This is a genomic window from Halorubrum luteum, assembly GCF_054652935.1.
Genome location: NZ_BAAIGT010000002.1, coordinates 1563532 through 1578091 on the forward strand (window position 1 = coordinate 1563532; position 14560 = coordinate 1578091).

Sequence of the window (14560 nt, forward strand, 5' to 3'; positions counted from 1 at the left end):
GTTCCGCCCACAGACGCCTGGCAGGGCCGGCCTCCGAAATCGTTTTTCACCCGGACCGAGAATGGTTGCCCATGAGCGGGAATCCCGACGACGAACGGCTCGAGGAACTACGCGAAAAGAAGATGCAGGAGCTACAGGACCGCGCTCAGGAAGGCGGTGACGCGGAGGCACAGAAGGAAGCACAAGAGCGAGCGCAGGCCCAGCAGGAGGCGGTGCTCAAACAACATCTCACCGACGGCGCGCGCCAGCGACTCAACGCGGTCGAGATGTCGAAACCGGAGTTCGCAAAGCAGGTGAAACAGCAGGTCGCCTCGCTCGCACAGAGCGGTCGGATTCAAGGACGAATCGACGAGGAACAGATGCGCGATCTGCTCAAGGAGCTGCAGCCGGACCAGAAGAGCTTCGACATCCGGCGGCGGTAGATGGAGCTCGCGTTGCTGTACAGCGGCGGGAAGGACTCCTCGCTCGCGGCGCTCCTGCTCGATCGGTTTTACGACGTCCGGTGTGTCACCGGCAGTTTCGGACTCACCGACGACTGGGAGCACGCCCAGCGGGCGGCGACCGCGCTCGGGTTCCCGTTCGAGCGTGTCGAGCTCGATCGGTCGGTCGCCGAGGAGGCCGCCGAGCGAATGCTCACGGACGGGTACCCCCGAAATGGGATTCAGCGAGTGCACGAACACGCACTGGAGACGATCGCAGACCTCGACGTCGACGCCGTCGCGGACGGGACCCGGCGTGACGACCGCGTCCCGACGGTGTCACGGGCGCAGGCACAGAGCTTGGAGGACCGTCACGAGGTCGACTACATCGCACCGCTGTCCGGGTTCGGCAGACACGCGGTCGACCGTCTCGTAGACGCGACGTTCGAGGTCGAACAGGGGCCAAGCGAGGAGATCCCGAAAGCCGACTACGAGGGCGAGATCCGAACGCTGATCGCCGACACCCACGGCGAGACGGCGGTTAACGACGTGTTCCCGAACCACAACCAGACGTACGTGCACGGACGGCACGATTGACTGCGCTGGAGACACCACCTTGACCTCCTCTCCGCGCTAACGGGCGAAGATTCCTCCGTGGGTAATCCCGCTTGGATAACCCCGGCTGTGAACGTGCGGGTTCGCTGACGCACCTTCGGCCCTCGAACGAGGATGTGGCGAGTTGGGTATCCGCTCGGTGTTGCTCTCCCTAGCGGGAGTGGCACTCACAGGCGTCCAGCACTGTGAGCAGCGGGCCGGGCCATCGGCCTGACTCTCCGTTGCAGCCACCGTGAGAGAGTCCTGTGATGACATGCCAACCGCTGCTGGTTGGGCTGCGAAGGTGTGTGAGTTGTGTGTAGGTGTATCAGACGTACTCGTAGCCATCTCCGATTTCCGTGATGACGAGAGACGAAGTCTCTCGAACCACTTGCCCCCGGGGTGGGTTCACGCTTACGGACCGAGCCTACACTCCCATCAGAACGCCGTCTGCAGGGGGTTTCGTCGGTTCCCAGCGGCCGGGATCGACCGCGCTCTTTTATATACTGAATCTCCTACCAAACGTATGTTCGACCCGACGCGTCGAGAGTTCGCAGCGACAACTGGGATGCTTGCCGTCGCCGCGCTGGCTGGTTGTTCCGACGACGACGATGGTGAGGAACAAACCGACTTCACCGGTCAGGACACGGTTTCCGTCGACGTCGGCGCGGGCAACGGTCTGGAGTTCGCCCCTGCCGACATCACCGTCGACGTTGGCACCACGGTCGTCTGGGAGTGGACCGGACAGGGCGGCGCTCACGACGTGGTCGCCGAGGACGGTGAGTTCGAGTCCGAGCTCGTCACCGAGGCCGGACACACCTTCGAGCACACGTTCGACGAACCGGGAACGTACGAGTACGTCTGCACGCCACACCAGACGAGCGGGATGGTCGGCACCGTCGAAGTCGTGGAGTAGTCGACGAACCGGTTCGCCATCGACGAGGGGAACGTTCCCGATCCGCAGCGGGCTGTCGATCGATTCTACCGAAACCGGATCACCTCGGTCGAACGCCGATCGCACGAACGGTGATAGCAGAGTACAAAACCCTGCGTGAGAAGTATTCACTATGGTTCGAGTAACAGTATGGAACGAGTTTCGCCATGAGCGGGAAAGCGACGTGGTCGCGGAGGTGTATCCAGACGGCATCCACGCCGTCATCGCGGCGGCGCTCGAGGCGGCCGGCCACGAGGTCCGGACCGCGACGCTGGACGAGGGACCGGACCACGGGCTCACCGAGGCGGTGCTTGCGGAGACGGACGTGCTCACGTGGTGGGGCCACGCCGCCCACGACGAGGTCCGTGACGACGTCGTCGACCGCGTTCACGAACACGTGCTCGATGGCATGGGACTGCTGGTGTTACACTCCGGTCACTACTCGAAGATATTCAAACGACTGATGGGGACGAGCTGCTCGCTCAAATGGCGCGAGGCGGCCGAGACCGAGCGACTGTGGGTCGTCGAGCCGAGCCACCAGATCGCCGAGGGCGTCGGCGAGTACGTCGAACTCGAGGAGACGGAGATGTACGGCGAGCGGTTCGACGTTCCACGACCCGACACGCTCGTGTTCAACTCCTGGTTCGAGGGCGGCGAGGTGTTCCGGTCCGGCTGCTGTTACCGTCGCGGCAGCGGGAAGGTGTTCTACTTCCGCCCGGGCCACGAGACGTACCCCGTGTACTACGACGACGACGTTCGACGGGTGCTCCGCAACGCCGTCGACTGGGCGGCCCCCGGATCGGGGCCGGCCCCCGGATCGGGGCCGGCTCCCGAGTTCGGCAACGCCGACCCGATCGAGGACATCGACACGAGCGACGACCGAACGGTTCATTAACCCCGCAGGGACCGCCGTGGCGACGCCGTGGCTGTACGTGATCGTCACCGGGCGACCTACCGATCCGAGAGCGGCGGATATCGGTCAAGACGGTGGCCGCGCTCTCGCTGCCGACTCCACGTCGACGCCGGCTCCTCACGACACCGCGCCCCGCTTCCGATACCGGACACGCTCCCCGATCGGCGACCCGTCGTCCGGATCCAATCGACCGAGAAACAGGTCACGAACGGCAAACGTGACGACGAGTTCGACTGGATCGCCGTCGGGTGGCCGGACCGTGACGACGCAGTCACCGTCCTGCTCGCCGATGGACTCGATCCGACCGACTGACCACCGGTCGACGTGGTGGCTCGGCCGTCGCGCATGGATGCGGTCGTGTGGCACGCCCGTCACCCTCCCTCCCCGGCGACGTCGCGAAGGGATTCGTCGATGCCGAGGACGTCGGTGCTGTACGTCCAGAGGCGTCGAGCCGCATCGGGACCGCGGGCCGCATCCGAACTCGTCGACAACGGTCGCGCCGGCGTCGTCCACCGCCTGGATGACCGCCGGCCGGTCGTCACCCGGGGCGTTTTGGTCATCGGAGCCGTACTCGTGTGTGTGAACCAAACCGCCATTCTGCACATCGCCGCGACCGGAGCGGTCGGCGCCGGCATCGTCGTGTCGGGACAAACGCTCACCGCCGGACTGTTGATCCTCGGACTACTGCTCTTCGTTATCGGGGCCGTGATCGCCCGCCGTGACGGCGACGACCCCGAGACCGATGCCGGCCTCGCCGACTGAGCCGGTCGATCCCGGGGCGTACCGATCCGGTCTGTGACGACGGAGAATTATTACGCCGGGTCGAATAGAGCCGGCATGGAGCCATGGCAGCGTCGGGCGACGAAAACGATCGGCGGAGTCGTCGTTCTCGTGGTCATCGCCTCCGTGGCGTATCACTATCTGATGATCGTCTTCGAGGGGCGCGCAAGCAGCTTCTTTCACTCGACGCAGGTCGTCGTCGAGACGTTTACCGGCACCGGATACGGCTCCGACTCCCCGTGGATGTCGCCGGTTGCAAATCTGTTCATCATCGCGTTGGATCTATCGACGTTTCTCATCCTATTCATCGTGCTCCCGTACGTGTTCCAGCCGATCCTGGAGGAGCGACTCTCGCCGACACCGCCGGAGTCGACGACGCTCTCGGAGCACATCGTCATCGCTTGTGAGATCACGTCGCGGGTCGAGCGACTCGTCGACGAGTTCGAGGCACGCGGTGCCGAGTACGTCGTCGTGGCAGACGATGAGCGTGCGATCTTGGCCCTCGAGCGCAACGGGACGGCCGTCGTCCACGGTGATCCGACGTCGGCGGAGGCGCTCGCACGAGCGAACGTAGGGGCTGCAACGGCGGTTCTCGTCGACGTCGAGGACGCCCACGCACCGAGCAGCGTCCTCGCGATCCGCGAACATGCGCCGGACGCGTTGGTCGTCGTGCAGTGTCAGGACCCGTCGCTGGAGCGATCGCTCATGCACGCCGGCGCGGATCGTGTCGTGTTGCCGCGTCAACTCCTCGGACGACGACTGGCGGACCGGGTTCGGTCCGAACTCGACCCGCGTGTTAGCGACGTGGTGCCGCTCGGCGAGGAGTTCGCGGTGGTCGAGGCGACGATCGACGAGGGGAGTCCGATCCACGGCACCACACTTGCTGAAAGCGACCTACTCGAGACCGAGGAGGCGTCGGTCGTCGGACTGTGGGTCGACGGAGAGTTCGTTGCGGACCCATCCCCCGAGACGCGACTCGACCGACACGTGACGCTGATCGTTGCGGGAGACGAAGCGGAGCTGCGACAGGTCGAATCGCGGACGCGTCCCGGCTCACGGACGGATGGCACCGTCGTGATCGCCGGGTTCGGAGAAGTCGGTTCGGCAGTCCACGACCGGCTCACGGACGCGGGACTCGACTGTATCGTCGTCGACGTTCGACAAGAAGCGGCGGACGTGGTTGGCGACGCGACCGACGAGGCGACGCTACGAGAGGCGGACGTCGAAAATGCGGAAGCGGTCGTCGTCGCGCTAGCGGACGACGACGCCGCCGTCCTTACCGTTCTCCACGCCAGAGAGCTGGGAGATGGACTCCAGATTGCGGCGCGAATGAACGAGCTGCATACCAAATCGAAGGCCCGGCGGGCCGGGGCCGACTACGTGCTCTCGGTGCCCGACATCGCTGGTCGACTGGTCGCGCTGAACGTGCTTCGGGAGGCGGTGCGCTCGTACGACCTGCAGGTCGAAATCGTAAGCATCGACGCCGAGCAACTGCCGGAACAAAGCCTGCAGGGGGTGCCGCTCAGAGAGACGGAGTGTCTCCTGATTGCGGTCGAACGCGACGGGACGTTCCGTACCGACATCTCGACCGAGTCGGAGCTAGAACCGGGAGATAGCGTGTTGATCGCGGGCAGCGACGAGGCGATCGACGCACTCCAAGCGGCGATCGACTGACGGATCGGTGTCGATATTCCCGGCTGTCGGCTCCCGGGCTCGGAACGTGGAGTTCGACTCTCTATCGGAGTCCGCCCCGGTCGAACACGCTTATACCGCTCCCGCCCCGATTCCCGGTATGAACGTAGTACCGGACACCAGTGCGGTCATCGACGGCCGCGTGTCCGAACGCGTCGAGGACGGCGAGTACGAGGGGGCGACGGTGTTCGTTCCCGAGGCCGTGGTCGGCGAACTGGAGTCGCAGGCCAACGACGGGCTTGATTCGGGGTGGGATGGCCTCTCAGAGCTCCAGCGGCTCGCGGAGTACGCCGACGAGAAACGGATCGAGCTGGAGTACGTCGGCACGCGCCCCGAGGCGGGGTCGAAGGCTCGCGCCGACGAGGGCGAGATCGACGCGGTGATCCGCGACGTCGCCGCCGACTACGACGCCACGCTGTTGACCAGCGACGTCGTGCAGGCGGAGGTCGGACGCGCGAAGGGGCTCTCCGTCGAGTACGTCGAGCCGGTCACCCGCGGCGTCGTCGAGGAGCTACCGATCGCGGAGCTTTTCACCGAGGAGACGATGTCGGTCCATCTCAAGTCGGGGACGAAGCCGAAGGCGAAACGCGGGACGCTCGGCGAGATGCGCTACGAGACGATCGACGACGAGCCAACGAGCGAGGAGCGGATGCACGAGTGGGCGACCGCCATCGTCAACCTCGCCAGGCAGTCGAACGAGGGGTTCGTCGAGCTCACCGACGAGGGGATGGATATCGTCCAGTACCGCAACTACCGGATCGCGGTCGCGCGCCCCCCGTTCGCGGACGGGATCGAGATCACGGCGGTGCGACCGATAGCGAAGACGACGCTCGACGACTACGAGTTCGCCGACGAGCTCCGCGAGCGGTTCCTCGAGCGGAAACGCGGCGTGCTCATCTCCGGATCGCCGGGCGCCGGGAAGTCGACGTTCGCCCAGTCGGTCGCGGAGTTCCTCAACGACAGCGACTACGCGGTAAAGACGATGGAGAAGCCGCGTGACCTGCAGGTCGGCCCGGAGATCACCCAGTACGGCGCGCTCGGCGGGAAGATGGAGCGCACGGCCGACTCGCTGCTTTTGGTCCGACCAGACTACACGATCTACGACGAGGTCCGGAAGACGAACGACTTCGAGGTGTTCTCGGACATGCGGATGGCCGGCGTCGGAATGGTCGGCGTCGTCCACGCCTCGCGGGCGATCGACGCGCTGCAGCGACTCGTCGGTCGCGTCGAGCTCGGGATGATCCCGCAGATCGTCGACACGGTCGTGTACATCGAGGCGGGCGAGGTCCACACCGTCTACGACGTCGAGACGGAGGTGAAGGTTCCGGCAGGCCTCACTGCCGAGGATCTCGCACGTCCCGTCATCCAGGTGACGAACTTCGCGACCGGGAGCCCGGAGTACGAGATATACACGTTCAACCGGCAGGTCGTGACCGTGCCGTTGAACGAGAACGACGAGAAGACGGAGACGGGCGTCGGGCGCATCGCCAAACAGGAGATCGAACGCGAGATCCGCTCCGTTGCGCAGGGCCACGTCGACGTCGACCTGCAGGGACAGAACGACGCCGTCGTGTACGTCGAAGAGCACGACATCGCCTCGGTGATCGGGAAGGGTGGCGGCCGCATCAGCGACATCGAGAATCGTCTGGGGATCGACATCGACGTCCGAACACACGACGAGCGGCCCGGCGGACGGGACGGCTCCGGCAGCGCGGGCGGTGCCGGCGGCGGATCGAGCGGTGCCGGCGGCGGACAGGTCGGCGAGGAGCGCGGTCAGGTGGTCCAGCCCGAGATCACCTCCAGACACGTCGTGATCGGCGTCGACGGCGGCGTCGGCGAGACCGTCGAGGTTCGTGCGAACGGGGAGTACCTCTTCACCGCGACGGTCGGGCGTGGCGGCGAAGTACAGGTCTCCCGCGGCTCGGCAATCGCCGAGGAGCTGGAGGACGCCATCGACCGCAAGCAGACGATCACCGTCGTGCCGGCCCGATAGCTCGCTCGCGGCGTTTGTCCCTCGTTCGCGGCGTTTGTCTCCCGTTCGATCTCGCCCGGTGGTTCCCTCGCTACCCAGCTCCGACTCATCGTTCCGGAGGCGCGGGACGGTCACACCGTCCGCCGAGAGTTATAAATGATGACGACCGTAACTCACGTCGATGGAGCTCGACTCGGCTCGTTCCGTCGCCGTCGCCGTCGTCGCCATCGTCTTCGTGGCGGTCGGTGGCGTCGCGGTCGTCGACCAGCTCCCCGGCTCTCACGCCGACTCGGAGCCGGACGGGGAGGCGCTCGTCAGCGAAGTGTTCGAAGCCGACGGAGCCACATACGAGACGATGCAAGCGACTCGCGAGTTCGAGCTGAACGAGAGTTCGGAGGGAACGACGCCGACGGAGCCGACGATCCGGACGGTCTCGGAGGTGTGGCGGAATCCGCCGGACGGGGAACGCGAGGAAGTGATCGTCGACACGGGGCCGACCAGCGACGGCGGGGACGTGATCGTGATAAACGGAACCGTTCGACAGCACTACTTCGCCGCCGACGAGCAGCTGCTGTACGACGACGAGGCGAACTGGTCGGTCCCGCGGTCGTACGGGCTCGCTCGCGCCGACGAGATCGACGCGGAGTACGTCCGCTCGGCGTCCGTCGACGGGCGCGAGACGCACGTCGTGGAGCTACGACCGGTCGATCCGGAGCGCACGGGCGCGATCACGCTGCTCGTCGGCGACGAGGAGTTCGAGCTTGCCGTCGGAGAGTCGGCCGACGCCGACGAAACGGACACGACTGCCGGAACGACGACGTGGTGGATCGACGTCGAAACCGGAACGCCGATCCGCGAACGAGTCGAACTCCGCGGTTCCGGGCCGAACGAGTCGCGGACGATGACGACGACGTACACCGACGTGCGGTTCGATGAGCCGATACCGGACGAGCGGTTCGCGTTCGACCCGCCCACCGGGACTGACGTGTACGAGCCGATGGATTCGATCGACGTCGAGAGCGTCACGGACGCCGACGAAGCGCTTCCGTTCGACGTGCCGGAGCCGGACGTGCCGGATCGATTCAGGTTCGGCGGGGTCAACGCGAACGAGTTCCGTGGCGACCTCACGGCCGAGTTCTACTATCGCGATGGCGACACCTCGGAGGACGTCTGGATTCGTGTGACCGAACGACCGCCGCGTCACGACGAGGACCGCTCTGCGGTGATCGAAGAGCGGGTCGGCCCCTTCGAGGGCGTCCTCGCCGAGACGTTCCTCGGGACGACGTACGCCTGGAGGTGTGACGGCGTCACTCACGAAGTGAGCGTCGACCTGGCCGCGGAGACGGACCGCAGCGAGCGACAGCTAGCCATCGATCTCGCCGAGTCGATGGGGTGCTCCTCGTGAGGGGCCGGCTCGTGTGAAGCCGCGGCCGATCTCAGAGCACGTCGCGGACGATCCCTGCCGCGCTCGATGCGTCCGGCGCGAGCACGTACACGATCGGCTCGACGCCGACCGCACCGGTCTGATAAAGGACGAGCGTCTCGCCGGGGTCGGTGTCGCCGAGCTCGTCCGTGACCGCTTCTCGGGTCGGTCGCTCCGCGTCGAACTCGACGGTCGGGATGGTCTCGGCGAGCGTCGCGACCAGCTCCGGGTCGTAGCGGAGATTGATCGCCGCCCGCGCGTCGGAGCCAGCATCCCGTGCCGCGAGCAGGAGCGTGGCGACGTGTTCGCTCACGCCGAACTCCGGCTCACCCGGCACCATCGCGCGACCTTTCACGTCGACGAGGCGCCCGGGCACCGCGGCGACGTCGTCTATGCTCTCGGCGTCCGACAGACACTCGACAACGTTCGCCCCGACGTTCGGGATCAGCCCGGCGAATCCGGAGGCGTTCGTGAGCGTCCGGAGTCCGCGGCGAACCGACGCGAGGACGGTTTCACGCTCCCGGAGCCCGCTATCGGGGTCGTGAACCGTGAACTCGACGTCGGCGTCGGCGAGCGCCGGCATCGCCTGCTCGTGAAGCTCCGCGAGGAGATCCCCCTCCTCCAGCCGCCGGATCAACACCTCGATCTCGACGAGCGCAGCGACGGGACTCATATCGCCGGACGCCAACCCCTCGCCGACGCGCTCGACGACCTCCCGAACGCGCTCGTCCGCCACGACCCGCTCGTGTCTGGCGACGTCGCCGTGGGCGTACTTCGAGACCGCCGACTGTGAGATGCCGAGCGCCTCGGCGACTTCGCGCTGGGTGAACCCGCGCTCACGGAGATCCTCGGCGAGCATCGACCGCACCGTCGGGAGAAACTCGTCGACGACGACCTCCTCGATGAACCTCATGCGGTATCACCCCCGGAATCGGGGTCGTCGCCAGCGGACGCGTCGTCGTCGCTGGTGAACTCGGGATCGTCGCCGATGCGGGACGCCTGCGGTCCATCCTGGTCCTGATACTTCGACCCACGCTCCGCGCCGTACGGCCGATCTGCCGGGGTGGTAAGCTCCGTGAACGTGAGCTGGGAGACGCGCATGCCGGGCGAGAGCGCCACCGGTGCGGTGCCGAGATTTGAGAGTTCGAGCGTGATCTGACCCTGATACCCGGGGTCGCACAGACCCGCAGTGTTCGAGAGGAACACGCCACCACGCCCTCCGAGGAAGTTCTCGACCGGGGCCCCGTTCGGCTGGACTTCGAGATCGTACGTCGGTTCGATCCGATCGGTTTTCTCGACCCGAACGACCTCCTCGAACCGCACATCACCATCGAGGATTTCGTCGAGGCGATCCGTGTTCGCGTCGGCGTCGGCGTATGCGTCGCGGAACCTTCGAAGCGTCTCTCGTTTGATCGTGTCGTACGCCTCGTTCTCGACGTTCGAGACGCTGGACGGCGAGGCGTATCCCATCTCGATAGCGGCTTCCTGCATGGTTAACCCGGCCTCGTGGCGCATCTCTCGGAGCAGTCGGCTCGGGACCGGCACGTACTGCCACCGTTCGTGTGCATTCACCGCGGTGTCGACCGCGCGTTCGGCGCTCGTGTTGTGACTGTCGCGCATGGGGATCTGCGTCTCGCGGTCTCGGTGACGCTCCGAGTTCTCCAGACCGAGCCGGGAAGCGAGATACATCGCTCTGTCGACGAGATCCTCGTTCGCAGTGTACAGCGTGTTCCGCGTTTCCCGACGGCAGCCGTCACCGTCCAGTAACCCCTCGTGGATCGCTTCCAACACGGACGTCGACCAGTTCCAGGCCCGTTCGGGGACGTTCTTTGCTGCTCCGGAGCCGGAAAGTTCACGGAACAGTTTCGACCAGAGCGCGGAGCGGACGGTGAGACGTTCGATGCCGGACTCCTCGTGCCTGTGAACGCTTGCACCGTACTGCTCGAACCAGTGCTGGACGCGGTCGAGGAGCTCCCCGTTCGTGTTCTCGAACTCGACTCGTTTCCGTCGTGCGGACCCCTCGGCAATATACAGCCCGAGAACCCATCCGAACTCCGGCGTCAGCTCCAGTTCACGAGGGAGTCGATGATCGCCTCGTTCGAACGCGACGTTGGCGTCCGCGGGAGCGCCGGGGCTCGACACACACTGGACGGCTCCGGAGCCGTCGGCGGCGTACGCGACCACGTCGTCGTCTCCCTCGAACAGCGAGACGAGGTCGATCGCCGATTCTTCCGTGGGGGACGACGGGAGCGCTCCGGGAACCATTACGTGTGTCCCTTCGGCGTCGTCGCTAGGGATCCGCGTGACACCGCCGGCAGAGTCGATCGTGAACAGGTTGTGGTCCTTCGTCACGAGCACCTCTCGGCCGGACTCCAGTGTCACTCGGTAGATCCGTTTCGTGGGGTTCGTGATGTGGTCGGTGACGGCATGCGTGCGCACACGAAGGGTTTTCGGATCGAACGCGACCGCACGTGCGGGTCGCTCGTTCTCGACTATCTCCCCGATCTCGTAGAATCCGAGCCCCTCCTCGGGCGTCCAGAGAAACACCTGCTCGTCGTACGGCAGCGAGGCGTGCACCACGATCGCGAGCCGCCCGAGCGACGATCGTCCCTCGACGTGTGCGACGAGGTCGTCGGGAATCTCGACGCGCTCTTTGGTCGTGCCAAGCACGAAATCACCCGGATGGAGGATGAACTCATTCTCTTCGGGAACCGTCGTCTCCGTGACGTACTCGCCGACCTCGTCGGCTTGGGTCGGATGAATACAGGGGATGTTCGTGCGCTGGAACTCGAGGAACCGCTCGCCGAGCCGCAAGTCGACGCTCGCGGGCTGGACCTGCTGATCGACGTCGTCCAGCGGCTCGATCGCGAGATCGCCCTCGGCGAGACGGGCGAGGATGTCGGCGTCCGACAGTATCATGCCAGGTAACGGGAGGGGCCACACCTAAAGACTCCCGAATCCGACGCGTACCTGACGGGATGGCCGGTGGCGCAGTACGGATACGGCGAATCCGGCGGTTCGTCACGATCCATGGTATTGTTTAAGTGTGTGCTCCATCGATGTTCGGTAACGAAGCACCCAATGGCCCCCGACGAGCCAATCCACGTTCTGCACGTCGACGACGATCCGGAGTTCGTCGATCTGACGGCCACGTATCTGGAGCGTGAAAGCGACCGGGTCGTCGTGCAATCCGCTCACAGCGTCCGGGAGGCGGAGGAGACACTGGCCGACGCCAAGATCGACTGTGTCGTCTCCGACTACGATATGCCCGGCCTGAACGGAATCGAACTTCTCGAGCGGGTTCGAGAGGCTCACCCCGAACTCCCGTTCGTGCTCTACACGGGGAAGGGGTCCGAGGAGGTCGCAAGCGACGCCATCGCGGCTGGAGTCACCGATTATCTGCAGAAAGGTCACGGCAGCGAGCAGTTCGCCATCCTCGCAAACCGGATCGTGAACGCCGTCGACGGGGTGGAAGCGGCGCGCCGAGCGGAGCGACAGCGACGGATCAACACGGTGGTCCGTGAGATCAACGGTGCGCTCGCACGCGCGACGACACGGGCCGAGATCGACGAGGCGGTATGCGAGATCATCACCGATGCGGAGCCGTATCTGTTCGCGTGGGTCGGCGAACACGACACCGCGTCGCGCACGGTCGAACCCCGGCAGCGAGCGGGGGTCGAGCAGGCGTATCTCGAGGCGATCGAGATAACGACCGACGAGAGCCCGACCGGTCTCGGACCGACTGGTCAAGCGGTACGGGACCGGGAACTGGCAGTGATGCAGAACATTCCGGAGGATCCCCAGTATGAACCGTGGCGAGAGGCGGCCCTCGAACGAGGGTATCAGTCCAGCGCCGCCGTGCCGCTCGTTCACGACGGTACACTGTACGGCGTGTTGAACGTGTACGCCGATCGTCGGGCGGCCTTCGACGAGGAGGAGCGACGACTGCTCTCGGGATTGGGAGAGACGATCGCTCACGCGTATCACCGAGTCGATCTCCAGCAACGCCACGCCGACCAGTACCGAACCCTGTTCGAGGAGGCGCCGGTGATGCTCGTTTTCACGCGTAACGTCGACGGAAAGCCGGTCATCGACGACTGCAACCGAGAGTTCGCCGACCGCCTCGGATACTCGATCGAGGAGCTCCGAGAGACTCCACTCGCCGACTACTACGCCGAAGAGTCGAGCGAAGAACTGCTCGACGATGGGTACGAACGAGCGCTGGCCGGCGAGTTCGTTCGGAAGCAGCGGACCCTCGTGACACAGGACGGCGAGGAGGTTCTCACCGTACTTCGTGCTTCACCACGCCGAGATCGAACCGGAGAGACCATCGGAACGCTCGCGCTGTACGTCGACATTACGGATGAACGGCAGGTACAGGAGCTCGAATGGAAGAACGAACTGCTCTCGACGCTCTTCGACGCGGTGCCACAGGGAGTCCTCGTGGAGGACGACGCACGCGAGGTCCTGGCGGCAAACCAGCGACTGTTCGAGCTATTCGAGTTCTCCGGATCGCCCGAAGAACTGGTCGGAACTGATTGCAAGCGGCTCGTGGAGCAAGTCAGCGACAGCTTCGAGAACCCCGACCAGTTCCTCGAGCGGATCGACGAGCTGGTCGAAACCCGCGACGCCGTCGACGACGAGGAGCTGGCGCTCGCCGACGGACGGACGTTCGAGCGTAGTCATCGGCCGATCGAGCTCTCGGACCGGGACGGGAGCCTGTGGGTGTATCGGGACGTGTCCGGCGAGCACGCTCGGCGTCGCGAGCTCCGCGAGCTCAAGGAGCGGTACGAGGCGTTCGTCGAGTACTCCTCGGACGTCATCACCGTGCTCGACGAGGACGGCAGAATCACTTACGAGAGTCCCGCAGTCGAACGGATACTCGGCTACGAGCCCGGCCAGCGCTGCGGTGACCTCGTGTTCGAGTACGTCCACCCGGACGACCGGTCCGGTGTCGTGGAGCGGTTCGCGCGGATCGTCGACAGTGACGAGGACATGACCGAACGAGTCGAGTACAGGTTCAAACACGCGGACGGGTCGTGGGTGTGGCTCGAGTCGATCGGTACGGACCGAACGGACACGGTGATCGAGGGGCACGTGGTCAACTCCCGCGAGGTCACGGAGCGTAACGCTCGCGAGCAGGAGCTTCAGCGGCGAAACGAGCGGTTAGACGAGTTCGCTAGCGTGTTGTCACACGACCTGCGAAACCCCCTGAACGTCGCGCAGGGGAGACTGGAGTTGGCGAGAGAGGAGTGTGACAGCGACCATTTCGATCCGATCGATCGGGCTCACGAACGGATGGAGGCGCTGATAGACGACCTGCTCACGCTTGCGCGGGAGGGAACGGCGGTGACCGACCCCGAGCCGGTGCAGCTGTCGACGACGCTGGACGACTGCTGGAGAACCGTCGAAACGGCGTGCGCGAACCTCGACATCGACGGTGACGGGACCGTGCTGGCCGACGAGAGCCGACTGAAGCAGGTGTTCGAGAATCTGTTCCGGAACGCGGTCGAACACGGCGGTGAGAGCGTATCGGTGACCGTCGGCGTCAGCGACGACGGGTTCTACGTTGCGGACGACGGCCCTGGCATCCCGGCGGACGAGCGCGACCGCGTGTTCGAGGCCAGCTACTCGTCGAGCCGGGAGGGGACCGGGTTCGGACTGAGCATCGTCAAGGGGATCGTGGAAGCTCACGGCTGGGAGATCCGCGTCGGGGACACTGCGGACGGCGGCGCACGCTTCGACGTCACCGGCGTCGAGTTCGTAACCGAGTGACGCCGCGAGGACCCGGTCGCTCGGGTCGGCGCTGACCGGCCGCGACGATAGTCGGAGG

The 14560-nt window shown here is 65.5% G+C and carries 13 protein-coding genes and 1 pseudogene; 9 read left to right on the top strand and 5 right to left on the bottom strand.

What is annotated here, in order from left to right; genetic code table 11:
* Positions 1-71: 71 nt before the first annotated feature.
* The 4 genes from ACYQ0R_RS07775 (at position 72) to ACYQ0R_RS07790 (ending at position 2842) form a co-directional block, all read left to right on the top strand.
* Positions 72-422, top strand: coding sequence for a DNA-binding protein (locus tag ACYQ0R_RS07775; protein ID WP_459822185.1), 351 nt, complete (start codon positions 72-74; stop codon positions 420-422).
* Entirely contained in the window at positions 423-1016 is a 594-nt protein-coding gene (locus ACYQ0R_RS07780) for a DUF7411 family protein (RefSeq protein WP_459822187.1), read from the top strand.
* 523 nt (positions 1017-1539) lie between these two features.
* Positions 1540-1929, top strand: coding sequence for a halocyanin domain-containing protein (locus ACYQ0R_RS07785; RefSeq protein ID WP_459822189.1), 390 nt, complete (start codon positions 1540-1542; stop codon positions 1927-1929).
* A 151-nt stretch (positions 1930-2080) separates the two neighbouring features.
* Entirely contained in the window at positions 2081-2842 is a 762-nt protein-coding gene (locus ACYQ0R_RS07790; protein WP_459822191.1) for a ThuA domain-containing protein, read from the top strand.
* A gap of 135 nt (positions 2843-2977) precedes the next feature.
* Here the strand turns inward: ACYQ0R_RS07790 and ACYQ0R_RS07795 are convergent, their stop codons facing one another.
* Positions 2978-3226, bottom strand: coding sequence for a DUF7861 family protein (locus tag ACYQ0R_RS07795; RefSeq protein ID WP_459822193.1), 249 nt, complete (start codon positions 3224-3226; stop codon positions 2978-2980).
* A gap of 5 nt (positions 3227-3231) precedes the next feature.
* Positions 3232-3420 carry a hypothetical protein gene (locus ACYQ0R_RS07800; protein WP_459822195.1) on the bottom strand — a complete coding sequence of 63 codons (189 nt, stop codon included), beginning with the start codon at positions 3418-3420 and terminating at the stop codon, positions 3232-3234.
* 19 nt (positions 3421-3439) lie between these two features.
* Here ACYQ0R_RS07800 and ACYQ0R_RS07805 point away from each other — a divergent pair, with 19 nt between their 5' ends.
* The 4 genes from ACYQ0R_RS07805 (at position 3440) to ACYQ0R_RS07820 (ending at position 8709) form a co-directional block, all read left to right on the top strand.
* Positions 3440-3622, top strand: a complete 183-nt coding sequence (locus ACYQ0R_RS07805) for a hypothetical protein (RefSeq protein ID WP_459822197.1) — start codon at positions 3440-3442, stop codon at positions 3620-3622.
* Between the two features lie 75 nt (positions 3623-3697).
* On the top strand, positions 3698-5314 hold the full coding sequence (locus ACYQ0R_RS07810) for a potassium channel family protein (protein ID WP_459822199.1): 1617 nt from the start codon (positions 3698-3700) through the stop codon (positions 5312-5314).
* Between the two features lie 118 nt (positions 5315-5432).
* Positions 5433-7325: a PINc/VapC family ATPase gene (locus ACYQ0R_RS07815; RefSeq protein WP_459822200.1), complete on the top strand. Its 1893-nt coding sequence runs from the start codon at positions 5433-5435 to the stop codon at positions 7323-7325.
* Between the two features lie 160 nt (positions 7326-7485).
* Positions 7486-8709, top strand: coding sequence for a LolA family protein (locus ACYQ0R_RS07820; RefSeq protein WP_459822202.1), 1224 nt, complete (start codon positions 7486-7488; stop codon positions 8707-8709).
* A gap of 31 nt (positions 8710-8740) precedes the next feature.
* On the opposite strand, the gene ACYQ0R_RS07825 is transcribed toward ACYQ0R_RS07820, so the two are convergent.
* From ACYQ0R_RS07825 to dcd, 3 genes and pseudogenes are all read right to left on the bottom strand, one after another.
* The gene (locus ACYQ0R_RS07825; RefSeq protein ID WP_459822204.1) at positions 8741-9640 is read right to left on the bottom strand and encodes a thiamine-phosphate synthase family protein; all 900 of its coding nucleotides are present in this window, start codon (positions 9638-9640) and stop codon (positions 8741-8743) included.
* Positions 9637-11307: a dCTP deaminase domain-containing protein gene (locus tag ACYQ0R_RS07830; protein WP_459825711.1), complete on the bottom strand. Its 1671-nt coding sequence runs from the start codon at positions 11305-11307 to the stop codon at positions 9637-9639. The genes ACYQ0R_RS07825 and ACYQ0R_RS07830 overlap by 4 nt, the downstream gene beginning before the upstream one ends.
* Positions 11308-11646: pseudogene (gene dcd, locus ACYQ0R_RS07835) on the bottom strand (dCTP deaminase); the annotation flags it as partial.
* A 162-nt stretch (positions 11647-11808) separates the two neighbouring features.
* On the opposite strand from dcd, the gene ACYQ0R_RS07840 reads away from it, so the two are divergent.
* Positions 11809-14502, top strand: a complete 2694-nt coding sequence (locus tag ACYQ0R_RS07840; RefSeq protein ID WP_459822206.1) for a PAS domain S-box protein — start codon at positions 11809-11811, stop codon at positions 14500-14502.
* The last annotated feature ends 58 nt before the right edge of the window (positions 14503-14560 follow it).

Coding starts and splice junctions, on each gene's coding strand:
- ACYQ0R_RS07820 (WP_459822202.1), top strand. CDS start 7,486: ATGGAGCTCGACTCGGCTCGTTCCGTCGCCGTCGCCGTCGTCGCCATC.
- ACYQ0R_RS07840 (WP_459822206.1), top strand. CDS start 11,809: ATGGCCCCCGACGAGCCAATCCACGTTCTGCACGTCGACGACGATCCG.
- ACYQ0R_RS07790 (WP_459822191.1), top strand. CDS start 2,081: ATGGTTCGAGTAACAGTATGGAACGAGTTTCGCCATGAGCGGGAAAGC.
- ACYQ0R_RS07825 (WP_459822204.1), bottom strand. CDS start 9,640: ATGAGGTTCATCGAGGAGGTCGTCGTCGACGAGTTTCTCCCGACGGTG.
- ACYQ0R_RS07780 (WP_459822187.1), top strand. CDS start 423: ATGGAGCTCGCGTTGCTGTACAGCGGCGGGAAGGACTCCTCGCTCGCG.
- ACYQ0R_RS07785 (WP_459822189.1), top strand. CDS start 1,540: ATGTTCGACCCGACGCGTCGAGAGTTCGCAGCGACAACTGGGATGCTT.
- ACYQ0R_RS07800 (WP_459822195.1), bottom strand. CDS start 3,420: ATGACCAAAACGCCCCGGGTGACGACCGGCCGGCGGTCATCCAGGCGG.
- ACYQ0R_RS07775 (WP_459822185.1), top strand. CDS start 72: ATGAGCGGGAATCCCGACGACGAACGGCTCGAGGAACTACGCGAAAAG.
- ACYQ0R_RS07815 (WP_459822200.1), top strand. CDS start 5,433: ATGAACGTAGTACCGGACACCAGTGCGGTCATCGACGGCCGCGTGTCC.
- ACYQ0R_RS07810 (WP_459822199.1), top strand. CDS start 3,698: ATGGAGCCATGGCAGCGTCGGGCGACGAAAACGATCGGCGGAGTCGTC.